The organism is Sorangium sp. So ce119, assembly GCF_051524405.1.
GTDB lineage: Bacteria > Myxococcota_A > Polyangia > Polyangiales > Polyangiaceae > Sorangium > Sorangium cellulosum_G.
This window is the reverse complement of sequence record NZ_CP150310.1, coordinates 3,199,758-3,225,379: the sequence shown is the minus strand read 5'-3', so window position 1 is coordinate 3,225,379 and position 25,622 is coordinate 3,199,758. Positions and strand designations below refer to the sequence as shown.

Genomic DNA, 25,622 nt, shown 5'->3' with positions numbered 1-25,622 from the left:
GGAACCGGAGCCGTGCGCGCCATCGGACCATGCTCACCGGCTGCCACGCGGTATGTCAATTTCGGCGACGCATCGGTCTGGGAGGACTCAGGGCCTCCTCCGAACCGCAATCCGTGTCGCGCTCGAGGGGTCGTCCCCCCTCGGGACCGCGGTCCACTGTGCTCGTGGGTCCTCGTTCCATTGCCGGCTCACAATCCGGCGGTCTGCGCCACGGCACCTGGTCCTCACGCGCCTCGCTGTAGCCCCAGAGCCCGCGCGCCACCGAGGGAGGCAATCGCGCGGCGGCCTCCGAGAGCCGCGGCAGCTCGTCGCTCCTCGCGTCGGCCGGGACCTCGGCGAACGCATCGCGACCGAGGTCGAGCGCCTCGGCGTCGGGCAGCAGCGCCACGGATGCGCGCGCGATCGGGCTCGTCCCGGTCCGCTCGCGACCGAGCCGCGCCGCCGCCTCGCGCGCGGTCCTCACGCGCGCCGGCCCGTCGAGCGCGTACGTCGTCCGCACGGAGCTCGTGGCGAGCAGGCAGCGGCCCCGCGCCGACAGCGCCACCGCGACATCACCGCCGGCCGCGACATCGACCAGAAGGATCGCCGCGGAGACCGCCGTTGCGTCCACGTCGGCGATGACGCCGGACGATCCATCCGGGCTCCTCCTCCACGCGCCGCGCCACGGACTCGCGCTTGGAGACCTCGTCGTCAGCGTGGCGGCCGAGACGTCGACCAGGTGGTGGACGTCAGCAGCGCTCAGCTCTCGATCTCGCCAACGTCCGCCTCGACCTCCGCGGCTGCGTCGCTGTCGGGCTCCGCGCCGAACTCCCCTCCACCACGCTCGGCAGCGGCGGGCGCATCAAGCCGCGCGCGCCGTCGCAGTCTGCGGCGCCGGTTTCGCCGCAGCCGCTTGAGCTCCGGCCCCATCGCCGGTGTGCGCGAATGGCGCTCGTGTGGCTGGAGCTCTCGCGGTGGACGCTCGCCGTGGAGCATCATCAGGCACCGCCGCTCTTGCTCGATCTGTCCTTCACCATACGCAACGAAGCGGAGCGCGTAGAAGGGCACGCCGGCGGCGTCGAGCTGCTCTCCCATCTGCACCGGCAAGCGAGCAACCCGCCGGTACTGGCTGCGCCGCTGGCGTGACACCTGCGCCCGCACCTGGCTCGGCGCGAGGCTGAAGAGCACGCACCAGTGATAGGTGATGCGCTCGGGAACGATGAGCGTGGGCCCGTCGTCGTCCGTGGTCCAGATGGGGTACGGGCACGGAGGCGGCGCAACGCCTGCGGCGCGGCGCTCGAATCGGCGGCGCGTCGCAGGCGCCGCGCGCGCCGCTGTGCGCGATGCCTCCTCGGTCATCTGACGCCGCACACGCTCGAGCTCCGCTTCCCGGCTTCGGAGCGCCGCTTCCCTGCGCCTGAGCTCCGCCTCCCGGCGATCGAGCTCCGCGGCCATGCGCTGCTGCTCTTCGGCGCCGTCGCGGAGGGTGTCCACGAGCAGGGTCACGCCAGCCACCACGCCAGGAGCGGCGTCAGAAACGAGCGGTACGAGCTTGTCGAGCTTCGATCCCATCGATGGAGTGTACGGCCGCGCCGGCCCGGTTTTGGGCCTCCTGTATACGATGGCGTGTACAGGGGGCCCACGGGCGCCGAAGCCAGAGAAATTTCGCGATCATAGCCCCGTCCATCGAGAGGAGCCGCGGAGGGGTCCGGGGGGATTTTGGAGCGCTCCAGACCAGGTGCCCCGCGAGGCGCTTTCCCCTGACCATACGACACGCCCTCACCCGAAAGAGCGGCCCGGATTGCGTTCCCCCACCCGGCCACGCCGGCCGGCACCGGCCGAGCGAGCGGAGCGCCTCTGCAGTGCTGGGGACCCCTCGGCCGCCGTACGCGCGCCCTCGTCGGGATCGTGCGACGCAACGTCGGCATCATCGGCGACATGCGCCCGGAGATCCGTGTGCAGGCGCTCGCCAGGGACCGCTTCGTGGGCGTGGTGCGCCGCGGGAACCCGCTCGCGTCCGGCAAGGTGACGCTGCAGCAACTCGTCGAGCACGCCCACCGCGGTGTCTCCAGGCTGGGCAAAATCTGGGGCCCCATCGTCGAGGCCCTAAAGAACAAAGGGCTCGCCCGGACCACCGCGGCCGTGGCGGTGACGGCGACGGCGACGGCGGCGCTCGGCCCCCGTCACGACGATTCCATGGAGACAAGTCTGCGCCCGAGGTACTCGCCCAAGACGTCCACCTCGTCCAGGATCCAATCGTGCCGTAAGAAGATGCCTTCGGCATTCATGTAGATCGTTGCTTCGACGTCGCTGCCCACCGGCACGAGCGGCGCCCCCTCGAAGCGCACACGTGGCCATGCGGCGCCACCCTCGAGCGTGGCACTGTCCTTTGCCCACGACGCGTGGTCCGCGGCCAAGGTGTCAGTCGATTGGCCAGAGTCAGCAAGTCTCGATGGCGGATCTCGGATGGAGTCCGTAGGTTCGGCCAAAGTAGTGTGTGGCGCGATCCCGGCCAACGTCCGTCCCGCATCGCCGAACCCCGCTGTCACGAGAGCGGACAGTGCAGCGACACCTCCTCCCGCCCGGCGGTGGGCAAGGAGGACGTGTACCCACACGCCGCCCGTACCACCCAAGCCCGCTCCTCTCCAACACCGCCGACGAGACCCGAGGGCTCGGCGCCGCCGTGCGGGGTGGTCGCGTTTCAGGCAAACGCGACCACTATCCGTGCCCAGACGCTCTCGTCACACTCCCGCTACGGCGAATTCGCCTTCTCCGCCGCTTCCGGCGGACCATCCTCCCGCTTCACCTGCACCTTCACCTTCCGCTTTCCCCCGTCCCCCTCGATGTGCACATCGACCTTCCCCTCGATCCCCTGCGCCGCGAGCTGCTCCATCACCTGCCGCCGCGCCGCCTCCACGTCGTCCTTGTCGAGCACGTCCAGATCGAGCAGCTCGTGCCCGAGCTTTGCTCCTAGCGTCCCGCGCACCGTCCCCGCCAGCACGTCCTCCCGGATCTCCGCGCCGGCGAGCGCCGGGAACGCCACCCGGATCCGCTCGGCCACGTCGCCCTCCGGCAGCTCGTCGCCCCAGACTTCGAGCTGGAGCGTCACCACCCCGCCCGCGCGCTGCGCCCGCACCCCCACCCGCTGCGTCTTTCCCTCTCCGCGCACGACCGCCAGGAGCGCCTCGGCCTCGGGCAGCTCCGCGCCCTCCGCCACCTGAATACTGATGCTTCGCCCCACCGGCACCTCCATGTCCGCCGGCGCCACGCACGCCGCCGCCCCGCAGATCACCGCCGCCGCCGCCACCACCAGCGCCTTGCGCAGCCACAGCCGCTTCATCGGAGCCACCTCCTGCTCGGGGTAGAGCTGCCCGAACCGCGCCATCAGCTCGCCTTCGAGCTCGCGCGCGTGCTCTGGCCTGAGCGGCGCCGGCCCCCCGAAGAGCCGGCGCAGCTCTCGTCGCACCTCAAAGCCCAGCATCGGAAACACCCTCGGCGCGGGCCTCACCCGCTGCCTCCTCCTCGTCCCGCGCCTCGATCCGCGCCTTGAGCTCGCGCAGCGCCCGTGACGCCCGCTGCTTCGCCGCGTCGGCGCGGATCCCGAGCAGATCCGCGATCTCCTGGTGCTTCAGCTCGTCGCCGTACCGCAGCACCAGCACCTCTCTCGCCTCCGCCCCGAGCTCCAGGAGCGCCGCCCTCACCGCGCGGAGCTCCTCGCCCCGCACGAGCGCGTCGAGCGGCGTCCCCGCCTCGTCAGCGAGCACCCCCGCGAGATCGTCGATCGGCGCCTCCTGCCGCGCCGCCCGCAGGTGGTCGATGACCAGGTTCCTGGCCATGGACAGCACGAACATTCGCGGCGTCCCCTTGCGCCGATCGAACTCCCCCAGCCGCTCCAGCAGCTTGTGGAAGGCCCGCGCGACCAGATCCTCCGCGTCCTCCCGCCGGCCCACGCGCCGCGCCACGAAGCGCGCCACGGGGTCGTACAGTTCCAGGTAAAGCGCCCGGAACGCCCGGCGATCGCCGCGCCGAGACGCATCGAGCAGCTCGCAGAGCTGGTCATCGCGGGAGGGCCAGAGGAAGCTCATCGCCGGGGCTCATCCTCCTCTACGGCGGAGGCGCCGGAAGGTGACATGCACGCGGACGCGGTCACTCCCTCGGTTCACCCTGGACCACCGCGGCGCCGGCGGCCGCAGCGATCCTCTGACGCGACCGGGCCGGGCCCCCCAGCCCGGCGGAAGCCCGCCCGGACGCCGCGCTCGATATCGCCGACGACCACTGCGGCGATGCCGGTCACGCCGGCGACGGCACGGAGGCTCTGCCAGCGGCGAGGCGCTGCCGAACGCTCGACGAGACGAAGGTGCTCCAGCGGGTGAAATTTGGAGCGGTGGCCTCGCTTTCGCAGAAGTCCTCAGATCCAGGCCGGACCGCGACCGGCAAGGCGGAAACGGCGCGAAATGCACGCTCAATCCTCCCTCTCTCCATCCATCGCGGCAATCAGGATGGTACGAATTCACGCTCATTCGTCAGGCACGAACCTTGTCTCCCTGGCGTCTCTGCCGTCTGCTGCGCGGCCGCCGTCTCGATCGCGAGCGCAGACATCACGCGGCGGCTCCGGAAGGCGAGATCTTGATGGCTCACCACGTCGTGCCGCTCGTGCTCACGGTCGGGCAGATCTCCGCGTCGGTCGCCTACGCGCGCGGAAAACCGCTCAAAGGACTGGGACATGTGGCGCCTGTTCTGGGGCGTCGTGTTCGCGGCCGTGACCAAGCCGGTTGCGTCGATGGCGAGCGACGACAGGGCCACTGTGAGCAAGCTCAATCGCCGCCGTTCCGTTGCGTAAAACCGCGATCGATTGCGTCCCACCGCAAACGTTTGCGCGCAGCCACAAACGCCAGCCCAAGGTGACGACCGGCGCAAATGGTTCGACTGCTGTGGCCACGGTCCGCCGAGAGGCGGGGCGGCGCCGCGCCGTGTGTCGCGGCAACGGCTTCGATACGGCCGAGCTCGTCGACGAACTAATGCGGCTTACGAGCGGCGAGCTGCGGCTCACCATGGGCGGCTGATGCGCCCACGGCGCCGACCAGGCGTGCAGGCTCTTCGCGCGACAGCCGCGGCAGGACAGCAACCGGCAAGCCTCCGAACCGATATCGAGGTGCTGGAAGACGCGCGGGAGATTTGGGCCTGCCGGGTCGGAGCCACCGCGAACCAGAGATACTGAAGTCCACCGCCCAGGTTGGATTTGACGCACCGTGGCACACTGCTTGCTGCCCGCGCGACGCGATGTGGAGAGGTCCTTGGAATTGGGCCGGTGCTTCCTTGGCGGACCCGAGCACGGCAGACGTCGAGATGTCGCTACAAAGAATTCATGGCTTGCACACACAACGCCAAATGAGCGAGCCTGCGCCGATTAGAAAATACCAAGAGCTAAGGTGTCTCGTATGATGCATGCGGGTGCGTGGATTCGTTTTGCGTTGTTCCTCTCGGTGTCGCTGCTGTTCGTGAGAGGGCACGAGGGCCTCGCGATGGCAGCGCCTCCGGAGCCGCGGCTCTTCTCGCTGTCGCCTCCGGGCGGCGGAGTGGCGCTCTCCACGGTTCCTTTGCGGCTGCCGAGCGACGGCGCAGGAGGCCTGTCGCTGGGGCCTCGTGTCGACGCACCGCTCATCGAGGATGTGGGGGCGCCCCATGGCGAGATGGTGCTACCCGGCCAGGCCCGGGTGGTGGCGTTCGCGGGGGCTGCGCTCGAGATCCCCGAGGGCGCGGTGGATGAGCCGGTGCGGATCACGATTCGCCCGCTCGACCCAGGCGACGTGCGGCCGATGGGGCGCGCGATGGTCAATGTCACGCCTGGAGGGAAAGCCTACCGCTTCGGGCCGCACGGGCTCAGGTTCAAGAAGCCCGTGCGGCTGACGCTGCCTTACGACGAGCACGCCATTCCGCCGGGGATGACGGCACAGCACATCACCGGCTTCTATTTCGACGAGGCGCTCGGCGCGTGGCAGCGCGTCGAGCGGGCCGGCGAGGCCGCCAAGGGCACGTTGGCGAGCCTGACCGATCACTTCACCGATTTCATCAATGCGACGCTGGCGATGCCGGACGCACCGGGGGCGCGCTCGTTCGATCCGAGCAGCATCAAGGGTCTCGCGCTCGGCAGCCCGCTCGCCGGCGTGACGATGATCGCGCCGCCGGAAGCGAGCTCGAGCGGCTCGGCGCACCTGAGCCACGCGATCGAGGTCCCGCCGGGGCGCAACGGCATCCAGCCGTCGCTCGCCGTCCGCTACGACAGCGAGCACCGCAACGGCTGGCTCGGCGTGGGCTGGGATCTGCGGCTGTCGCGGGTGGAGATCGACACGCGTTTCGGCGTGCCGACGTACGCGACTGGCGAGGAGCGGTACGCGCTCGACGGGAGCGAGCTCGTGCGGACTGGCGAGGCGTCGATCGAGCCGCAGGTCTACCGGCAGCGGGTGGAAGGGCGCTTCGCGCGGATCCTGCGCCACGGGACCGGACCCGACAGCTATTCCTGGGAGGTCACGGACAAGGACGGGACGACGTATGTCTACGGGCGCAGCGCGACCGCGCGGCTCGCCGATCCGGACCCGGGCCGCCCGAGCAACGTGTTCCGCTGGTACCTCGAAGAGGTCCGCGATCCGTTCGGCAACCAGATGTTCATCCATCACGCGCGCTGGTCGGACTCCGCGGGACCGGCGCCGCGCATCGAGGTGCACCCCGAGCGAATCGAGTACACGGCCAACACGTCGCAGGGCGTGGACGCGGCGTACGCCGTGGATTTCATCTCGGAGGGCGGGCGCCCGGACGTGACGCTGAGCGGTAGGCCGGGCTTTCTGGAGCAGACCAGCCAGCGGCTCGCGCGCGTCGACGTGCGGTTCGGCGATACCGTCATCCGCAGCATTGCGCTCGAGTACGCGCAGGGCGACTTCGGCAAGAGCTTGCTCCAGGCGATCGCGGTGCGCGGCAAGGGGAGCCGCAACGCCGACGGCACGCTCACGAGCCAGGAGCTCTATCGGCACACGTTCGAGTACTTCGCCGCGCCGCGCACCGCGACGGGGCAGCCCGCGGCGTTCGCGGCGGACGCCGTGACGTGGGGGCAGGCGTGGTCTCAGAGAGGCCTGTCGCGCACGGAGGACTCGACGTTCGGCGGCAGCGTGTCCGTGGGGCTGCTCGGCATCGTCAGCGTGGGCGGCGGCGGTTACAGCGGCAACCAGACGACGCGTGCCAGCCTGCTCGACCTGAACGGCGACGGATTGCCCGACTTCGCCGGCGACGGCGGGGATGCGCTGCGCAACCTGCTGCGCCTTCCCGACGGGAATCACCTCGATCCGTTCCACCTCAGCGGGCTCACCAGCGACGATCTCGGGTTCACGGACACCTCGGGATGGAGCGTTCACGCCGGCATCAACGTGGGCGATGCGCTCAGCGCATCGGCGGCGTACACGCGCAGCCGGGCGGAAGACGAGCGGGTCGTCTCGGATCTCAACGGCGACGGGTTCCCTGACCTCGTGTCGGTCGGGGCGCTCGGTCAGCTCCAGGTCGCGATCAACGATCGACGCGGCGGGTTCCAGGGCGTGAGGGACTGGGGGACCGTCGACGACAGCGCGCCTTCGGGCAACCCGGACTTCGCCTTGGCGTCGCGCGCGGACTTCCATCCGGCCGACCCGATGCTCCGGTGGATCGCGCCGTTCGAGGGGGACGTGCGCATCGAGGGCGTGCTCCAGAAGCAGGAGGCGGGGGGCGACGGGGTTCGCGTGGAGCTGGTTCGCAACGGGGAGTTGCCGCCGCTGTTCAGCCACGTGTTCGGTCCGGACGAGCTCGGGCCGTGCGCGGTGGGCGCGGGGGATTGCGGGGGCGCGGCGCTCTCGGTGCACGTGATCGCGGGCGATCGCCTTTACTTCCGGGTGAGCGCGGCGCCCGAGATCGACCCGGAGCGGGCGGTGAACACGGCGTCCGACCTGCTGTCGTGGAGCCCGTCGATCACCTACGAGGTCGGCGACGAGCTGCTCGGGCACGTGGGGCCAGACGGCCGGCCCATCCATCGATTCGCGTACGCCGAGGATCACCGCCTCGGCGGGCAGCCCGAGGTGCCGTGGGTGGCGTCGTCGGACGGCCTCGTGAGCATCACGGGCGATCTGGTGAAGGCGTCGACGAGCGATGCGCTGCGGGTGTCGATCGCGCGGGAGAGCGAGGGCACGTTCCAGAGCGTGATGGATGAGGAGGTGGTGAGCGCGGACGCAGGGGTGCTGGCGCTCGCGGGGCGGATCCATGGCGACGCGAACGGCCTTGTCGAGGTGAAGGAGGGCGATCGGCTGTGGTTCCGGGTGAAGTCGGATGTGCCCGACGATCCGGCGCGCATTGCGTGGACGCCGACGGTCGACTACCGGACCTACTGCCGCGCCGATCGACGGACGGGTGAGCGACGTTGCGGGCCGGTGGCGTGTGCGGTGCAGCCGACCGGGCGCGCCGGCTGCAAGCTGGACAGCGACACGGCCGAGGACGCGGCGCTGCCGGTGGCGCTCATCCAGCAGCAGCCGTACGTGGCCATGCCGGTGCGGCGGTGGAGGCCGGCGCGCCGGGCGCCGTGGATCGCGCCGGAGACGGGGACCGCGCGGCTCGAGGGGACGCTGGTGGTGCCGGGGACGAGCACGCTTGCCCAGCCGCTGACGCTGCTGGTCCAGGGCGTTCACCGGCTGCTGTACAAGCAGTCGTATTCGGCGCCGAGCAGCGCTGGAACCGCGTATCCCGTATCCGTCGACCTGGAGGTCCAGGCCGGCGAGCCGATCTACGTGACGCTCTTCTCGGAGCAGACGCCCGGGGGCTTCGCGGTCCTGAACAGCGCCAGCATCGATGGGGAGCCGGTCCAGGTCGCCTTCCTCGTGCCCGATCCTGCGTCCGAGGCGCTTGTCGACGGGGCGCCGCAGGACCCGACCGCCGGCGGATTCCACGGCTGGTCGGTGGGCTTCATGAACGGCGACCGCGCGTTCTCCGAGGCAAACATCCTGTTCCCGACGCGCGATCCCGAGCGCGGGTTCACGCTCGCGGTGCCGCTCTCGCCGGAGGAGGGCGCGCCGGTCTGGGGCGCGGCGGCGTCGGAGGCGTTCGTGGGCGGCGATCGGGTGCTGCCGTCGGTGGTGGGGCGCCTCTCGGGGCAGCGCCAGCGGGGCAGCGTGCGCTACGCGGAGACGTGGAATGCGGAGCTGACGGCGGGCGCGGGCCCCGTGGGAGGAGGCTACAGCTTCGGCAGCACGACGACGGATCTGGAGCTGATCGATCTGAACGGCGACCGCTACCCGGACAGCGTCACGCGCCAGGGCGCGGCGCTCAACACGGGCAGCGGGTTCGGTTCGAGCGCGTCGTTCTCGCTGCCGGACGCGCTGCGGCGGGTGGAGCACCGGACGGTGCGGCTGAGCGGCGACCTTGCGTCACTCACGTTCAGCGGGGGAGACGAGGAGGAGCAGACGCTCAACAAGACCGACAGCCGGGGGCGCTCGCAAGGATACCTGCGCACGAGCTTCAGCGCCGGGACGAGCTACGGGTTGTCGGCGGCGCACGTGGAGCTGCTCGACATCAACGGCGATGGGCTGGTCGATCAGGTGGCGCAGAACCCCGAGAGCGGGCAGATGACGGTGGCGCTGAACCTCGGCTACCGGTTCACGGCGCCGGTGCCGTGGCAGCGGGGCGGGTTCAACAAGGCCAGCTTCAACGCGGGCGCGCTGAACGACGTGCTCGGCGAGGTGCTGGGCTTCTTCACGGACGCGGCGGGCGTGGAGGCGGTGCGGCTGGAGGACACGGGCGCGCAGAGCGTCGGGTTCGGGGCGAGCGCGGGCGGCTCCAGCGGCGCCGTGAGCGCGAGCGTGGGCGCGGGGATCGGGTACACGCGCACGACGGCGCGCACGATCGTGGACTTCGCGGACGTGAACGGCGACGGGCTGCCGGACAAGGTGATGAAGGATCCGGCGGAGGCGTCCTTCCGGGTGCAGCTCAACCTCGGCGACCGGTTCGCGGCAGAGGAGGAGTGGCCGGCCGGCGACTGGGGCGTGAACATCGACCCGCTGGAATACGCATTCATGGGGAGCGGCGATGCGGTGGGCTTCCGGCGCTCGGAGAGCCTCGACGGCAGCGTGTCGCTCCAGGTCTGTTACTTCGTCTGCATCGGCGGCTCGGTCTACTACTCCGAGGGGACCGGCGCGTCGCACCTCGGGTTCGAGGACATCGACGGCGACGGGCTGGCCGATCACGTGCTGAAGCAGGACGGCGACAGCGCGGTGCGGGCGCGGAGGAACACGATCGGCAAGGCGAACCTCCTGTGGCGGGTACACCGGCCGCTGGGCGGGAGCGTGGAGATCGACTACCGGCGCGAGGGCAACCTGGTGGTGCCGAGGGAGGTGCCGGCGGGCGGGCCGGTGGACGACAATGGCCTGCCGATGGACGACGCGCGCACGGAGGCGGACGATCGCACGGCGGCGGTGGACATGCCGTCGAGCCAGTGGGTGCTGAGCGATGTGGTCGTGCGCGACGGCGTGGAGGGCGTGAGCGGCGCGCACGGGGCGCACACGTACCGGACGCGCATCGAGACGTACGGGGACGGGGTGTACCACCGGGACGAGCGGGTGGACCTCGGGTACAGGCACGTCACGACGACAGCGCTCGGTGAGGACGGGGTGACCGCGATGTCGGTCGAGGAGGTCGGCTATCGGAACGAGGATGTCTACCGGCGAGGGTTCCTGGCGCGCTCGGCGCTGCGCGACGGCGAGGGGATGCTCTACATGGTAGAGGAGATCGACCACCTCTCGCCGGACCTGGCGCACATCGAGGCGAACGGGTGGTTCTTCCCGCGGGAGACGGAGCGGAGGAGCGCGTTCTACGAGGGGACCACGGGCGACCCGGAGGCGACCCACAAGAGCACGCGAGAGACGCGGTTCCATGACGAGGAGGGCAACCTCACCGACGTGTACGTGTACGGCGAGGAGGGGACGACGGCCGACGACGTGCATCATCACATCGAGTACGAGAAGGACGACGCTCCGTACATCAGGAAGCCAGAGCTCGTCCGGACGACGGACACGGGAGAGCGCGTCCTGCGCGAGCGCACGGCGACGTACTGGCCCAGCACGGGCGCGCTCGAGACGCTCACGAACGTCATCACGGGGGGCAAGCGTCCGGACGGGTCGCTGTACGCCGGCGACGAGGCGACGTGGCGCTTCGCCTACGATGACCTGGGCAACCTCGAGACCTTCACCGACCCGAACAGCTACGCGCTGACCTACGGCTACGATGAGCTGACGCGCAGCTACCGCACGTGCGTGGTCGACAGCTTCGGGTACCGCTCGAACAGCGTGCCCAACGTGCTGTACGGCACCGTGGCGCAGGAGACCGATGTCAACGGGCACACGATCGCGCATCGATACGACGACTTCGGCCGGCTGATCGGGGTCTGGGGGCCGAACGACCTCACCGAGGCGCAGGCGCTCCCGGTCGGCTGCACGCCGAGCAAGATCTGGAGCGAGGACGAGCTCGATGGGCAGGGCGAGCCGGCGGTCGGGTTCGAGTATGCGCTCCAGCCCGATCAGACGACCGCGATGCCGGCGTGGGCGAGGACGAGCCACAAGGACGTGGAGCACCCGGACGACCCGATCGTGACGGTGACGTTCGCGGATGGCCTCGGGCGGGTGATCCAGACAAAGAAGGACCTGGAGCGCGACACGGGCACGGGCACCGAGGTCGGGATGACCGTCAGCGGCGCGGTGGTGTTCGACGCGCTCGGTCGCGTGGTGGAGCAGGGACAGCCGGTGTTCAGCGCGGAGCCGGACACGACGTTCACGGCCGTGGAGCTCTTGCGGAGCACGCGCTTCGAGTACGACGTGCTGTCGAGGACGCGGCTGGTCGAGGTGCCGGACCCCAAGGCGACGCTGACCGGCGGGTACGCGCAGACGCGGGTGGAGCGCGACCTGGTGCAGTTTGACGGGCAGCTCCTGTTCCAGGAGACGGTGATCGACGCGAACGGCAAGTCGCGCAATACCTACCGGGACGTGGGCGGGCGGATCGCGGCGGTCGAGGAGTGGAACACGATCGACGAGGTCGAGCAGCAGATCGTGACGCGCTACGTGCACAACCCGCTGGGCGAGCTGGTGCGGGTGACGGACGCGCGGAGCAACGCGACGGAGGCGAGGTACGACACGGTCGGCCGCATGGTGGAGCTGGTGAGCCCCGACGCGGGGCGCACCGAGTGGCGCTACGACCTGGCCGGGAACCTTCGCGCAAAGCAGACGGCGGAGCTCGCGCTGCGCGGGCAGCTCATCCGGTACGAGTACGACTTCAACCGGCTGCGGAAGATCGACTATCCCGTGACGCAGGACGTTGTGTACACGTACGGCAGCGCCGAGGAGGCCGGCGATGCGCAGGGCAACCGCGCGGGGCGGATGAAGCAGGAGACGAGCGCGGCGGGGACGCGGAGCTACCGCTACGACCGCTTCGGCAACGTGGCCGAGCTCTCGGCGGAGTTCCCGCGGTTGCGCGAGCCGCACCGGGGGCCGTACCAGGCGAGGCTGAAGTACGTGTTCGACTCGCTAGGGCGGATGCAGGAGCTGCACTTCCCCGGCTCGGGCGAGGAGATCGTGCGCTACGGGTACGACCGCGGCGGCCTCTTGGTGTCGGCGGTCGGGGAGAACCAGCAGGTCAATCCGCAGCACCCGGACGAGCCGAGGACGACGGAGTACCTGAGGCACATCGGGTACGACGAGCACGGTCGGCGGGTGCGGGTGGTGGCGGGCAACGGGGTCGAGACGAAGTACCGATACGACCCGTCGACGCGGCGGCTGTCGGACGTGGACGCGGATCATCAATCGGCGCAGATGCGGCGGATGGGGCGCGGGCCGAGGGCGTTCCAGCGGCTGCGGTACGACTACGACCTCGTGGGCAACGTGCTCGGGCTCCGCAACGAGGCGCAGTTCGACGAGTCGCCGAGCGGGGCGGTGATGGTCGCGACGACCGAGCAACGGTTCGCGTACGACGACCTGAATCAGCTCATCGGGGCATCGGGCACCTACCAGGAGCGTGGGAAGGAGCGGCAGGGGTACGCGCTGGAGATCGCGTACGACGTGCTCGGGAACGTGAAGAGGAAGGGGCAGGAGGTCGCCCGGTACGCGCCGAAATGGGGCGCCCCGGCCGGGGAGTGGGAGAAGCAGGGCGTCATCCAGGAGAGGACGTACCGCAACGAGTACCGCTACACCGGTCCGCGGCCGCACGCGGCGAATCAGGTGGACGAGTTCGTGCACGCGGAGGCGAACCCTCGGCTGCGGGAGCTGTTCTACGACGCGAACGGCAACCACAAGGAGTGGAGGTACCGGGATAACCTGCAGCGCACCCTGGGCTGGGACGAAGACAACCGGCTGGTGTCGGTGAGAGAGAACAACCAGGAGGTGTCACGCGCGCTGTACGACGGCGCCGGGGAGCGACGGGTGCACCTGCACGGGGTGGCCGGCGAGGAGGAGACGGCGTACGTCGACCAGCACCTCGTGGTGCGGAACGGGGTGGTCGCGACCAAGCACATCTTCGCGGGCGAGACGCGGCTGGCGAGCAAGATCGACGCGGACTGGTTCCAGAGACCGCCGGTGATGTACTACCACCCGGACCACCTCGGGAGCACGCAGTACGTCACCGACCAGGACCAGGAGCTGAGCCAGCACGTCGAGTACCTGCCGAGCGGGGAGCTGTGGGTCGACGAGTCGGACTCGCGGTTCCAGAACCGCCAGCCGTACCTGTTCACCGGCAAGGAGCTCGACCTGTCGACGGGGCTCTACTACTACGGGGCGCGGAGCTATGAGCCGCGGCTCGGGGTGTGGATGAGCCCGGATCCGATCCTCGATCAGTACATGCGGGGGGCGCCAAACGGCGGGGTGTACGATCCGATCCACCTGGGGGTGTACACGTACACGCGGAACAATCCGCTGAGGTTCGTCGACCCGACAGGCCTGGCCGAGGAATGTGTCGATGGCGGATGTCAGTCGTTCGTGGGACCTCTGGACAGCCCAGAACAGAGCATCGATCCGGATGATACGATGTGCGGCTCTGGCGTCTGCGTAGACGGAGGGCCCGTGGAGCGGGACGCTCTCCGACGCGTTGCGAACGACCTACCGCTCGAAGAGCCGGTGGTCGATCCGATCGATTTGATGAGCATTGGGTCAACAGCCGTGACGCTGGTGAAGGCCGGAGGTAAGACCCTCGTCAAGCTAGTTGCCCGAAAGGTGACCACAAAATCGGAAGCCCTCGCTGCCGAAGGCGTCGCGAAGGCTCTTCCACGGTCCGGTCCGATTGCGCGCAGCGTTGGAGCCATGTCTCGGGCTGAAGCGCTCGCTCGAAAACTCGGACTGAATGCGAATAGTCCCACTACGCGACAGGTGCTCAATAGTCTAGATATGCCGGTAAAGCAATTTGTTGGTCAGTTTCGGAAAGGTGGTGTACTGAGAGAGCTTCCGGGCGAAGTGCTCGATTTGTCGGTCGAAGATGCTCTGCAGTATAGTTCCAAAGTCAAGAAACTTCTGATCGATGGAAGGTTTGCCAAGTGAGCTGGTTCAGTTCCAGGTTGCGAATCGCGTGCCTGATCGAGCCCGCAGGGCTCCACAGGTATATGGACTCTGTTCATTTATTCAAGGCATCAGATTTTTCTGATGCTATGAGGCGTGCATTGGAATTGGGTAAATCCCACGAACAGGAGTACCTCAACGCTGACGGGAATCGTGTTAGATGGTTGCTCGCCTCTGTGGTTTCATTGGATTTAATCGGCGATGATGTGATGGATGGGGTCGAGATCTATTCGGAGCCCGTGGAAGTCATGGCAGATGAAGTTGTAAATTTTAATCATAAATTTACTCCAGAGGAATCTGAGCCGACGCAGACCATCTAAAGCTGGGGCTCCTCGAGAACCTGTGGACGCCTGGTCCGGGCAACAGCATAGCGGCCAAGAAGAGTTCGTGCATGGAGGCGAACCCTCGGCTGCGGGAGCTGTTCTACGACGCGAACGGCAACCACAAGGAGTGGAGGTATCGGGGTGTTGAGAATCAAGCTGGTTGATGCTCTCCCGCTCGGGCTGGCTGATGACCATCGCGCCGGTGAGCGGGCCTCGGTCACGGGCGTGATGGTCGGCCATCGCTGGGCTGAGCGTGCCGGGGTGCTCGGACGCGTCAGGGGTTCCCTCGCGGGGCTCGGCGGCTGCGCCGCCCTTGACGCCGAGGCTCAGAGCGTCGAACCAGCCGCCACAGAATGTACCTCCGGCGGATGCGTGAGCGTGAGCTCCACTATCGTGCAGTTGCATGAGATACACCAGGGGCGAGTCGAGAGGGAGGACAAGCCGCTAGAAACTCCACTGGTTGATCCCATTGACCTCGTGAGCGGCTTCGCCGGTGCGGGGCCTGGCCTTGTCAAGGCTGGTGTCGGAGCTATTCGTAGGCTTGCCGGACGTGAGATGCTCACCGAAGCCGAATCCTTGCTCGTAAAGGGCACAGCTGCGAACTCAGACCGTATCGACGATGCTACCGAAACCACATACGAGATTCTCGATGGTATGAGGCGGTCGAAAGCGGTTGAGATTGCTGGCGACAGCACCATACAGGCGGAGGTGCTGGGATCTGGTGGCAAGATTATAGATGTGTCATCTCAGCGCTCTGCGATCACCAAAGTCAATCATCGACACGTCGGGGGCTGGGTTGACCCGTTGGCTCAACACGCTGCGTCAAACCATTTCAGGATCGAAGTCGCCGCCGATCCTCGTTCAGCCCGGCAGCCGCGGGGTTCCTATGAAAAGGTAATCGTTCAGTTATGGAAGACGACAATGGTTCGGGACGAAAAGCTAGCAAATGCGCTGTACGCACTGAATGCAGTTCTGGTTGTGGCACGACACATGGCGGCGAGTGGAAGGGCCGCCTCCGACATCGCTGAGGTGCTCGATACGGCGGAGTACTTACCAAGACTCCTTGCTGAGGCGGAGGATCGGACAGAAGAATTCCGAGAGAACCTGGTGTCGCTGGCGAGCAAGTACACAGATTTTACCGTCGCCCTCGAACGGTACGACAGGACGGTACCAGCGCGATGGTAGCTGTTCGAATTGGTGCGAACGAGCGCGACGATGAATGAAACGCAGGAGCTCCGGCTGTTCATAGGAGCTCCCTCCCCGGCACCGGCGAGGAGGTCGTGCGCGACGGGTACGATCGCGGCGGCCTTGTGGTGTCGGTAGCCGGGGAGAACCAGCAGGTCAATCCGCAGCACCCGGACGAGCCGAAGACGACGGAGTACCTGAGGCACATCGGGTACGACGAGCACGGGCGGCGGGTGCGCGTGGTGGCGGGCAAAGGGGTCGAGACGACGTACCGGTACGACCCGTCGACTGGTCCTCCCCCGGTTCCGCGGACAGTCTCACTATGCCGCGCGCGCGGCCACGTAGGTCTTCAATTCGAACTCAATCGGGCTCATGTAGGCGAGCGTGAGTGCCGGCGTTTCAGGTTGTAGAAGTTGTCGATGTAGTCTCTGACCGAGGCGGTGGCGGCCGCTCGCGTCGGGTAGCGCTCGTACTCGACCAGCTCCGCCTTCAGCGTCGCGAAGAAGCTCTCGGCCACGGCGTTGTCCGTATCCGTTCGGTAGAGCCCATCCTGACGTCGAGCATGCCAGGGACATAGGCTTGCCGTGCGATGCGAGAGCGACGGCAGGGCGCCAGCAACAGCGGCGAGACCCGACGGAGGGACCCCGAGGCGACGACCGAGAGGCGCTCGGCCAGTGACGCCGGCGTGCGGAGGCGGCGCACAGGCGGGTCGAGCGCCGCTGCCGCGTCTGAGGCGCAGAAGAGCGGCCGCAAGCGGGGCGCCGCGGTGGAGGGGGCACAGGCCGCGCCGCCTCGCCAACGCCGGCGAGCGGTGCCCGCGGCCAGCGCGATATCGCTGGAGGCTACTGGCGGCGCAGAGCAAGCGCCGAAGCGCTCAGGCGGCCAGCGGGGCCGGCGCCGCCCAGGTCCACGGGCTGGCAGCGAGCCGCTGCCGAGCGTCGGTGTGCTCGAGGGTCTGCTTCCAGGACTTGGGAGCGAGTTCGATGACCCGCTCGCGCGGCCAGCTCGGCAGCAGGATGAGCACGTCGCGCAGGTAGGCCCAGGGGTCGAGCTGGTGCAGAGCGCAGGAGGCGATCAAGGACACGATGGTGGCGTTCCACTCCGCCCCGTCATCACTGCCCACGAAAATCCAGTTCTTACGACCGAGTGCCTCTCTGCGGAGCTCCAGTTCGCTCCGGTTGTTGTCCAGGCGAAGCCGCCCGTCCTCGAGGAAGCGGGTGAGCGCGGTCCACTGGTTGCGCGCATACCCGATGGCGCCAGCGATGGGGCTCCTGGGCAGCACGAGCAGCTCCTCGCGGTCGAGCCAGGCGCGGAGGGCGTCGAGCACAGTCTGGGCCCGGCTCCTGCGCTGCTCGGTGCGGCGGCTCGGAGGCAGCTCCTTGGTCGCCTTGTCGATGGCGAAGAGCTGGTGGATGAAGCCGAGCGCTGTCATCGCGCGCTCCTTGTCCGAGGACATCGCTTCAAAGAAGCGCCGGCGGCAATGCGCCCAGCAGCCCACCTCCGTGACCTGCTCGGTCCGGAACAGCTCCTCGTAGACGCTCGATGCGTCCGCCTGGACGTAGCCCTTGTAGCCCCGGAGAAATGTCTTGGGGCCATCCTGGTTGTGACGTGGCGTGAAGCGGAAGAGCACGTGGTCCCGGTCCGCCACGAGCACCCAGAAGTGTCCGCGCCGGCACTTGTCCTTCGCCTGCACGAGCACCCCGGTGGCATCGATGGCGATGCAGTGTGCCGAGAGCGCGTCCTTGGCCATGGCCTCGACGAGGTAGCCCAGCACCTCGGCGCACGACCCGACCCAACCGCAGAGCGTCGAGCGCGCCAGGTGGACCCCTTGGCGCTCGAAGATCTTCTCCTGCCGATGCAGCGGCAGGTGGTCGCCGTACTTGCTCACCAGCACGTGGGCGAGCAGCCCTGGGCCAGCGAGCGACCGGGGGATGGGGCTGTCGGCGACGTCCGCGATGACCACGCCCGCTTCCGGCTCGCCCTGTGTGGCAAACTTGGGTCGCACGATCTGCAGCCGTACGAAGCTCGCGGGCCTCCACTCCAGCGTCTCAGACACCTCTTCGCCGATGCGGACCATGTCGGTGGCGCGCTCGTCGCGCGCTTCGGGCGGCAAGAGCTCGATGCGCTCGACCGGCAGGTGCTCGGGCAGCTTCTGCCGTCCGTGCGGGGTAGTCCTGCGCCCCTTGTCGCCGCCACAGGACGCGCCTGCTGGCGCAGCGCCGCCGCCTTCAGGCGAGCTTGGCGCGTCAGCGTCGGCTGGCGTCGATGCGTCCGTCGGCGCCGCTGCGCCCGTCGGCGCCGCTGCGCCCGCGAGCATCTGCACGATGGCGTCGAAGGCGAGTTGCATCTGCCCGGGGTCGACGTGCTCGGCCTTCTGACCGAAGATGTGCCGGCGAAGCCGCTCCAGCTCGATGCTGGCGAGCTCGTAGAGCTTGCGGTACTCGTCGCGCTCGTGCGCGGCGCGCGCCAGCTTGTCCTTCAGGTCATGAATCTGCTCTTCGAGCGGCTTGCTCACGAGGCGGTAAGTACTCGTGACTTCTTGCTTTTTGAAGGGGGTCGCTGCAGGAAAAGAATTGGCTCTCGCCGGAATGCAGCGTGTGCGCTGCCCGGCAGAGCGGGAAGCTCAGGTGAGCTCAGGGGGCTGGAGGCGATGCAGCCTCGGCGAGGCGGACCTCTCGCCGCAGCTTCGACGGCGCAAGCGCGATGCCCTCGAGGATCTTCGCCAGCTCCGCCGCGTCGATGACGACGCTCGTGGCTCCCGGCGTGACCGCACGCGGGGCTCGGAAGGTCCCGCGCTCTAGACGCTTATAAAGCAGGCAGTATCCGCTGCGATCCCACCACAGGGCCTTGCACCGGTCGGCTGCCCTGTTGAAGAAGAGGAACAGCGCGCCAGAGAGCGGATCCTGCCGCAGCACCCCGCGCACGACGGCGGCGAGGCCATCAAATGACCGGCGCAAGTCGAGCGGCTCGGTGGCGACGTAGATCGAGACGCGGCCCGGGATCATCGCGTGCCCCCGAGCGCTCGAACGACGCGCGCTAACGTCTCCTCGTCGAACGTCGGTGGCACGCGCACGACCGCACCGTCCGGAAAGACAATCTCCAGCGCCGCGCCCAGCGAGGGCGCCGTAGCGCCCGGTGGAGCGACCACCACGGGGAGCAACGCGGGCAGCATAGCCTTGTCGGAGCGGTGTCGGTGCTCGCTCCGCTTCATGCCCAGTCGGCGGCTCCAGGAGTACAGCGTGCCGGCGTTGATCCCCTCCTGCTCGGCGAACACGCGGGCGGAGTGCCCGCTCCTGTGCCAGCGCGCCACCCGGTCGCGCCAGATGCGTCTGCTCTCGTCCATCGACACCTCCGGCGCCGGTTTCTACGCAGCGCAGGGGATCGAGGACAGGATGCAGGTCACCGAACGCGTACCGTTGTCCCAGCAGTCGCCAGCGCGGCTCATGCTCGGGATGAGCCTGTGGGCGCCGAGCACGAGCCGGTTAGCGTCGCTGGCCTAGGGGCTGCCGCGGTCCGAGTGGTGCACCAGCCCAGGCGCCGGCCGACGCGTTCCCAAGGCGAACGCGAGCGCGGTGAGCGCCAGGGCGCGATCGTTGAACGCGCTCGCGGCCCACCCGACCACGCCGCGCGAGAACAGGTCCAGGATCACGGCCAGGTACCTCGGCTCGGCGATTCGATCGGACATAGCAGCGCGTGGTCAGGTCTGTTGACCGGCGCCGTCGCAGGTGTGGCGCTGGCGGCCACGGTCGCGGCCGTGGTCGGCACCGGCGGCGTGGCTGCGGTGCCAGGACGGCGCCATGGCGGGCGCGTGCGGCCCGTGCGCTGATCCTACTCAGGGAAACGCAGCGTCTCGGCGGCGGTCCCGTCCGGCCCCGCGATCGTGTCGCCATTCCAGTCCCAGCTCATGCCGCCCTTGCCCGGCGGTCCGATCTCGAAGGTGACCCCCTCCAGGGTGAGCTGGTCCTCGTCGAGGTAGGCGATGCCGATCGAGTCGCCGCCGCGCCCCGGGCCACCGAAACCGCCCTCGCCGCCGTAGCCGCCCGTCCCCCCGCCACACGACCAGGTGCCGTCCCCGACGGCGCCCCCCGGCGCTCCTCGACCGCCTGGTCCACCTCGCTCAGGCGGGCCCCCGTCGCCCCCCGGTCCCCCGCCGCGCGCCGTGATCACGCTGTCGCGCACGGTGAGCTTCGCGTGGAGCGCGACGATCCCGATGCTCGGGTGCCCGTTCGCGCCCCCTCGACCGCCTCGGCCGCCGCAGCCGCCGGCGCCTCCGGAGCCGCCGCCGGCGCCGCCCTTCGAGGCCACGCCGCACGCCGCAAGCCCGCCGCGACGGCCACCGCCGCCGCCGCCACCTTGACCGGGCATGCCCCTGCCGCCCTCGCCGGCCGTGTCGCCCTCCCAGCCCTTCTCGCTGATGCGCCCGATGCCCTCGCCGCCCGGCCCCACCGTGCCCAGGGCCCCAGAACTCCCGGGAGACCCGCCGTGGCAGCCGACGTCTTCCCGGTCTGCGTGACCGCCGCGCCCTGAGTTCGTGGGGTTCGGCGTCGGGGCCGGGGCGCCGGCTTCGCCATCCTCGGCACCGTCGGGCAGCCCATCGCCGCCCTTGCCGCCGGTGCTCGGCGCGCCGCCCTCACAGGGGTTCACCACCGCCGGACCCCCGGCGACCGTGGCGGCGGTACACGCATCCCCGCCGTAGAGCCCGTCGGGGCCGGTCGCTGCTCGGTTCGGCCAGGGCCACTCCTCGCCATGCTCGCCAGGCCGTCCGTAGTCGGCCTGAATCTCGCTCCGGATGATCTCCACGGCCGTGTTCGGCTCGATGATCATCGAGATCGGCCCATTCCCCTCCAGGAACATGTCGGCGAGCGTCGATACGCCGTCCGCGGCGCCCGTATCGCTCGGGCTCGCCGGCTCGACAAATACCAGCGGACCGGCGTAGTTTGTGCCTCCGCTGTACAGCGTTGACACCTTTTTCCTCTCGTCGCGCACCCAGTGCACGCAGTTGAATCCTCCCAGGAGATCGACGCCAGACGGCAATCGCACGCTCTCGCTGAAGCTACCATTGCAAATGAAGACGCGCCCTCGTCGGGTGCGCGCCAGGTTGACGGCGTGCTGAACGGAGAGCAGGGGCTTCGCCTTCGTTCCGGGGTTCTTGTCATCGCCGCCCCCGTAGAGCCTGGCGACGAACACGCCGCAACCATCGTCGAGAATGCCGGAGGCGGTATGCTCCAGGCAGACCGATTCCGGCGGCTCATCGCCTTGGCACAAGGCGCCATCGCAGGGCGGTCCGCCAGCATCGCTTGGACCGGGGGCAGTCCCGCAGCCGGTCGCCCACGGTGACAACATGAGGGAGAGGGCTGCAACGGTCGTCCATCTCATCGGCATCTCCAGTGGCGAGGCGCCAGCACCTGGCGGTTCATTGCGGCGGTTCCGGGTCGGGGGCATCGAACCGATACCAAAAATCGGCACGTCCTGAAGCTCCCTGGCTCCTCTCGTTTCCCGAGGCTGCGTTGCCGGCGAGCCCCCCCTCGCCGCCGCTGCCGTGGGTGACGATCGCATCCGAGGCAAGTGTCACAGTGGCGGCTACCGACGCAATCCCGAGCGAGTGGCCGCCGAGGCCGCCACCGGCATCGCCGCCGCGACCACCGTCGCCGCCAATACCGCCGCTGCACGCGGGCCACATGTGACTATTGCCGGCAGGTGGCTTTCCGAAGGTGCCACCGTATGAACCAACGCCGCCCAGTTGGCCCGTTCCGCCGACTCCACCGCGGCCCCCATCGCCCGCGACAACCTCGCTGTCCTCGACGGTCAGGACGCTCCCCTGCAAGGCAACAATCCCGATGCTTGCGCCGCCGTAGCCGCCCCCCTTGCCTCCGAGGCCACCGCAGCCGCCGCCGCCCCCGGAGCCGCCGGCCGCGCCGCCCTGCGGCAGACCTGCGCGACACGCCGTCATGGGACCGCGCGATTTGCTGCCGCCGCCGCCGCCCCCGCCTTGGCCGATGCCCCCCTTCTTTCCGTCCCCGCCCCGAACGCCGATCCAGCCGTCGACATCGAGGTAACCCACGCCAGCGGCGCCGGCAGCACGGGCGCCGTCGTCGCCCTTGGCTCCATCCTCACCCGGCTTGCATCTGTCACTCGCGGCGCCGGCCCCCCCAAGGCCGTGGCCTTCCGGATTCTCCGCGAGCGCTGGCTGTCCTGCAGTGCCATCGCCGCCCGCATCCATCCTGCCATCGCCCCCATACCCGCCCGTCGACTCGGTGCCATCGCCACAAACGGTCACGACCGGTCGGGCGCCCTTCACGACCTCCGCCGTGCAGGCGTCCGCACCGTCGTTGCCCAGAGCGCCGTCCTGCGCACGGTCAGCGGGCGCGTCCTCTCCCGCTTCCCCGTCCTTGCCGTCGGCGGCCTGCACCTCGCTCGATCGCACGACGGCCCTGGCACCGGAGCTCAAGACCACCGCGATCGACGACTTGCCATCCCTCGCGGAGGCAGGGGCCGCCACGACGCGCACGCCGAAGATCATGGACGTGGCGTCCGTGGCGTCCTCCTCTGCCCCGAGGACGCGCAGCGGGATTCCTACCGGCGGCGCGATGGTGGTCAATTCATCGGGCCCCCCAAACGACCCTTCATACGACCAATCGTCGCCGTCGCAGAGACGGGCGCCCCAGAGGTCGACGCCCGCGGGCAACGTGATCGCCTCCTCAAACGCCCCGCCGCACGCGTACACGCGCCGGGTCGGCGCCTCGGCGTTGCCTCGCCCGCTCGCGGCGAGCCCGACGGCGTGTTGCAAAGTCTTGACCGGCGCGCCCTTCGCGCCGGGGTTGTTGTCGTTGCCCTGCTGGCTGACGAACACCCCGCACTGGTCGAGCGCCGGCGCGCTCTGGGGCTGTCCTTCGCACGGTCCGGGCGGCGGTTCCGGATCGGGGGCGCACGCATACACCTCCCAGCAAACATCGGCGTACGTGCACGCCGTCAACGTGCTTGCGCTCCACGCGCAGAGCGCGAGAGCCAAGACCGACGTCCTCGTGCTTCGGCCTTCCTGCGAACGCGTCTCCACGGCTCCCGGTGTCCTCACCACAGCCCCCCGATGTTCACGCCCATCCCGTGCCCGGTCGCCACGGGCGAGACGTGGATCCGCTCCTGAGCCGGCGTGAGTCCCAGGAAGGAGAAGTCCGTGAAGAAGGACGCGGCGGTCGCCGCCCCGATAACGCCCCCTGCGATGACCAGGGCCGTGCCCGCGGCCCCGGACAGATTGCGCTCGTCCCGCAGGCGGAGCAGCTCAGCACACGCGGAGCGCTGCGGCGCTTGCCAGCACATGGACGAGCTCGTCGTCGGATCACGGTTGAGCCTGTCACGCCGCTCGCGCAGGTCGCCATCAAGCCTGGTGGCCCGGATCATGAGCAGGCTTCCCACCGACACGGTAGCCGTCGTGACGGCGATCCCCGCGATACGCAGCGTCCCCGGCCACGAAGCCCACGGACTCGGGGCCTGCGACCGAACAGCCAGCGTAGAGCTCAGCGCCTTGGGCGCTTCCTTCGGTGCTGCCGCCGCCACCTCGTTGGTACGGCCTGAGGAGCGCGGCAACTGCATCAGCATCTCGTGCTCCTTCCCGGGAATGGCTGTGAACACCTGGAGAGATTCCTCGCGTCCCGGCGCGCCGGCCCGCACCATGTGTTGCCCGGACTCGAGGAACAGCTTGTGGGTCCGCGCGGTCCTGCCTACGGGCTTGCCATCGACGAGCACCTCGGCGTCCGGCGGATCGACCGCGACCAGCAGCGTCGCGACGTGCGTCGTTGCCTTCCTCAGTCCTTCCTCGAAACGGACCTGGAGGCCTGCAGGAAGCGCCTCGCGTTGCTCAAGGCTCCAGGCGAGGTGCTCGGCAGCGTCGCGGTACCTGCGCAACACAAGCGCGCAGAGCCCGAGCTCCCCGGCGATCTCCGCGCGCTCTCGCTCCGTGGTCACCGATGGCTCGGCGGCATCCAGGGCTGCCTTGTAGGCATCATATGCCTCGGTCCACTTTCCCGCTGCACGAGCCCTTTGCCCAGCGCGTACGAGGTCTTTCACTGTCGAACCGACGCTTCGTCGCGGCGTCCCAGCGATGCTCTGAGCGCTTGCCGGGCTCACAAGCCCGGCGGCGGCACCCAGCATCAAGCAGATCGACAGTGAACGTGGAGCGCACCGCATGTGTGCGCGACGGTACTGACGCCAGCCTCGCGGCGTCAACCATCAGGGATTTCCGCCGAATGTTCCATGAACGAGAAAGAACAGAGCAATTCCGGAATGAGTTGGTCCGTTCCACCGCGACGGAATCATAAGAGGGCAGCTAGCAATGCTACATTTGCATACATTATCCGACCAAAGTCAGCCGCCCGCTCATTTTCCTGAACCCTGCAGGGTGGCTCAGGTGTGCTACCCGCCGTGGTCAAGCCAGCGGTCCCTCCCACCAGCTTCGATCTCTTTCGGCGCCTGGCGATCCGTCGCGGTGTCCCGGCGCGAGATGCGGAGGACGTCGCGCAAGAGGCGCTGCTGAGGGGCTTGGAAGCGGATCAGCGGATCGAGCCAGGCGGGGATTCGGCGCCGTACCGCGTCACGATTGCCCTCAATCAGGCGCGCAATCATGTGCGTGACGCGGGCCGCCGGGGCGAGGTCCTGACGTCCTTCGACGAGCGCGAGCTGCATGGAGGGGGCCCCACGCCGGAAGACCTGCTCCGCCTGCGGCAGCGGGCCGAGCTCACGCGGCACCTGATCGCCCAGGTCGACCCCAAATACCGGGACATTCTCATCAAGCACGAGCTGGAGGAGACGCCGCTGGTCGAGATCGCGGCCGAGCTCGGGCTCAACATCCAGACGGTGAAGACGCAGTACCGGCGGGCGCGCGAGCAGCTCGACGCACAGAAGCGACGGTGGAAGGCGCAGCAGCATTCCCGCGGTTGGGACGAGGACGCGTGCGTGGCGATCCCGCTCGCCTCCGGGTTCCGCGATCGCGCGTCGTGGGTTGCCCCCCTGCGCCGTCTGGGCCTGAGATTCCTCGTGCAGGTCGCGTTCGTCGTGCTGGCGGGCGCTCTCGTCTCCGGCGTGCCGCGCTTGCCCGGCCGGGAGTGGTGGCCGCGACCGGCGGCGGTCCACGCGTCTGAGACCGCGCCTGCCGCACGGGACCTCACGGCGCCCACCGTGCCCAGCGTCGCCGCCGTCGTCGCGCACGCGCTCTCGTGGCCGGCGAGAGATGGCAACGCGGGCGCTGGGGTCATGGTGAACAGCACGCCCGCCTCCGCGGCGATGACAGTTCCTCGTGCCGCGTCGCCGGGGAGCGCCGTGCGGCTGCCCGCGAGCGAGCGGGAGAGGAGCCTGGTCAACCAGGCCCGGAGGGCAATCGAGGCGCACACCGCGCTCGGCTATCTCGAGGCGCGTCGGCTGCTCGAGGCCCACGCGCGGGAGTTTCCGCGGGGGCGGTCCGCTGCGGAGCGCGAAGCGCTGTTCACACAGATTCGCTGAACCGTCGGCTGTCCACTGACGGTTAACAGGCGGAGGCTCCGGTGCTGTCTTCGAC

At 69.1% G+C, this 25,622-nt stretch carries 17 protein-coding genes and 1 pseudogene; 5 read left to right on the top strand and 13 right to left on the bottom strand.

From position 1 onward, the window contains the following. Window positions 1-55: 55 nt before the first annotated feature. Together WME76_RS12220 and WME76_RS12215 are read right to left on the bottom strand one after the other, a co-directional pair. On the bottom strand, window positions 56-610 hold the full coding sequence (locus WME76_RS12220; RefSeq protein WP_437960310.1) for a hypothetical protein: 555 nt from the start codon (window positions 608-610) through the stop codon (window positions 56-58). Between the two features lie 128 nt (window positions 611-738). Beyond that, entirely contained in the window at window positions 739-1,551 is an 813-nt protein-coding gene (locus WME76_RS12215; protein WP_437960309.1) for a hypothetical protein, read from the bottom strand. 336 nt (window positions 1,552-1,887) lie between these two features. Between WME76_RS12215 and WME76_RS12210 the strand changes: the two genes are divergently transcribed. Beyond that, a complete protein-coding gene (locus WME76_RS12210; RefSeq protein ID WP_437960308.1) occupies window positions 1,888-2,271 on the top strand; it encodes a hypothetical protein in 384 nt (127 codons plus the stop codon). Window positions 2,272-2,731: 460 nt separating this feature from the next. Here the strand turns inward: WME76_RS12210 and WME76_RS12205 are convergent, their stop codons facing one another. The 3 genes from WME76_RS12205 to WME76_RS12195 form a co-directional block, all read right to left on the bottom strand. Further along, window positions 2,732-3,460, bottom strand: coding sequence for a hypothetical protein (locus WME76_RS12205; RefSeq protein WP_437960307.1), 729 nt, complete (start codon window positions 3,458-3,460; stop codon window positions 2,732-2,734). Beyond that, entirely contained in the window at window positions 3,447-4,064 is a 618-nt protein-coding gene (locus tag WME76_RS12200; RefSeq protein ID WP_437960306.1) for an RNA polymerase sigma factor, read from the bottom strand. The genes WME76_RS12205 and WME76_RS12200 overlap by 14 nt, the downstream gene beginning before the upstream one ends. A 409-nt stretch (window positions 4,065-4,473) precedes the next feature. Continuing rightward, the gene (locus WME76_RS12195; protein ID WP_437960305.1) at window positions 4,474-4,797 is read right to left on the bottom strand and encodes a hypothetical protein; all 324 of its coding nucleotides are present in this window, start codon (window positions 4,795-4,797) and stop codon (window positions 4,474-4,476) included. Window positions 4,798-5,417: 620 nt separating this feature from the next. Between WME76_RS12195 and WME76_RS12190 the strand changes: the two genes are divergently transcribed. The 3 genes from WME76_RS12190 (at window position 5,418) to WME76_RS12180 (ending at window position 16,078) form a co-directional block, all read left to right on the top strand. Then, window positions 5,418-14,552: a SpvB/TcaC N-terminal domain-containing protein gene (locus WME76_RS12190; protein WP_437960304.1), complete on the top strand. Its 9,135-nt coding sequence runs from the start codon at window positions 5,418-5,420 to the stop codon at window positions 14,550-14,552. Beyond that, window positions 14,549-14,890, top strand: coding sequence for a DUF4288 domain-containing protein (locus WME76_RS12185; RefSeq protein WP_437960303.1), 342 nt, complete (start codon window positions 14,549-14,551; stop codon window positions 14,888-14,890). The genes WME76_RS12190 and WME76_RS12185 overlap by 4 nt, the downstream gene beginning before the upstream one ends. Window positions 14,891-15,037: 147 nt before the next feature. Continuing rightward, a complete protein-coding gene (locus WME76_RS12180) occupies window positions 15,038-16,078 on the top strand; it encodes a hypothetical protein (RefSeq protein WP_437960302.1) in 1,041 nt (346 codons plus the stop codon). Window positions 16,079-16,448: 370 nt separating this feature from the next. Here WME76_RS12180 and WME76_RS12175 read toward each other — a convergent pair. From WME76_RS12175 to WME76_RS12140, 8 genes and pseudogenes are all read right to left on the bottom strand, one after another. Beyond that, window positions 16,449-16,604: pseudogene (locus WME76_RS12175) on the bottom strand (IS3 family transposase); the annotation flags it as partial. A gap of 348 nt (window positions 16,605-16,952) precedes the next feature. Next, window positions 16,953-18,593 (bottom strand): IS66 family transposase, encoded by a 1,641-nt coding sequence (gene tnpC, locus WME76_RS12170; protein ID WP_437960301.1) that lies wholly within the window; start codon window positions 18,591-18,593, stop codon window positions 16,953-16,955. Window positions 18,594-18,711: 118 nt separating this feature from the next. Continuing rightward, on the bottom strand, window positions 18,712-19,083 hold the full coding sequence (tnpB, locus tag WME76_RS12165) for an IS66 family insertion sequence element accessory protein TnpB (RefSeq protein WP_437960300.1): 372 nt from the start codon (window positions 19,081-19,083) through the stop codon (window positions 18,712-18,714). Beyond that, window positions 19,080-19,421 carry an IS66 family insertion sequence element accessory protein TnpA gene (gene tnpA, locus WME76_RS12160; RefSeq protein ID WP_437962104.1) on the bottom strand — a complete coding sequence of 114 codons (342 nt, stop codon included), beginning with the start codon at window positions 19,419-19,421 and terminating at the stop codon, window positions 19,080-19,082. The genes tnpB and tnpA overlap by 4 nt, the downstream gene beginning before the upstream one ends. A 153-nt stretch (window positions 19,422-19,574) precedes the next feature. Next, window positions 19,575-19,763 carry a DDE-type integrase/transposase/recombinase gene (locus WME76_RS12155; RefSeq protein ID WP_437960299.1) on the bottom strand — a complete coding sequence of 63 codons (189 nt, stop codon included), beginning with the start codon at window positions 19,761-19,763 and terminating at the stop codon, window positions 19,575-19,577. Between the two features lie 143 nt (window positions 19,764-19,906). Further along, window positions 19,907-21,454, bottom strand: coding sequence for a hypothetical protein (locus WME76_RS12150; RefSeq protein ID WP_437960298.1), 1,548 nt, complete (start codon window positions 21,452-21,454; stop codon window positions 19,907-19,909). A gap of 37 nt (window positions 21,455-21,491) precedes the next feature. Beyond that, on the bottom strand, window positions 21,492-22,928 hold the full coding sequence (locus tag WME76_RS12145; RefSeq protein ID WP_437960297.1) for a hypothetical protein: 1,437 nt from the start codon (window positions 22,926-22,928) through the stop codon (window positions 21,492-21,494). A 218-nt stretch (window positions 22,929-23,146) separates the two neighbouring features. After that, window positions 23,147-24,259 (bottom strand): hypothetical protein, encoded by a 1,113-nt coding sequence (locus tag WME76_RS12140; RefSeq protein ID WP_437960296.1) that lies wholly within the window; start codon window positions 24,257-24,259, stop codon window positions 23,147-23,149. A 222-nt stretch (window positions 24,260-24,481) separates the two neighbouring features. Here WME76_RS12140 and WME76_RS12135 point away from each other — a divergent pair, with 222 nt between their 5' ends. Then, window positions 24,482-25,567, top strand: coding sequence for a sigma-70 family RNA polymerase sigma factor (locus tag WME76_RS12135; RefSeq protein WP_437960295.1), 1,086 nt, complete (start codon window positions 24,482-24,484; stop codon window positions 25,565-25,567). Window positions 25,568-25,622: the final 55 nt, after the last annotated feature.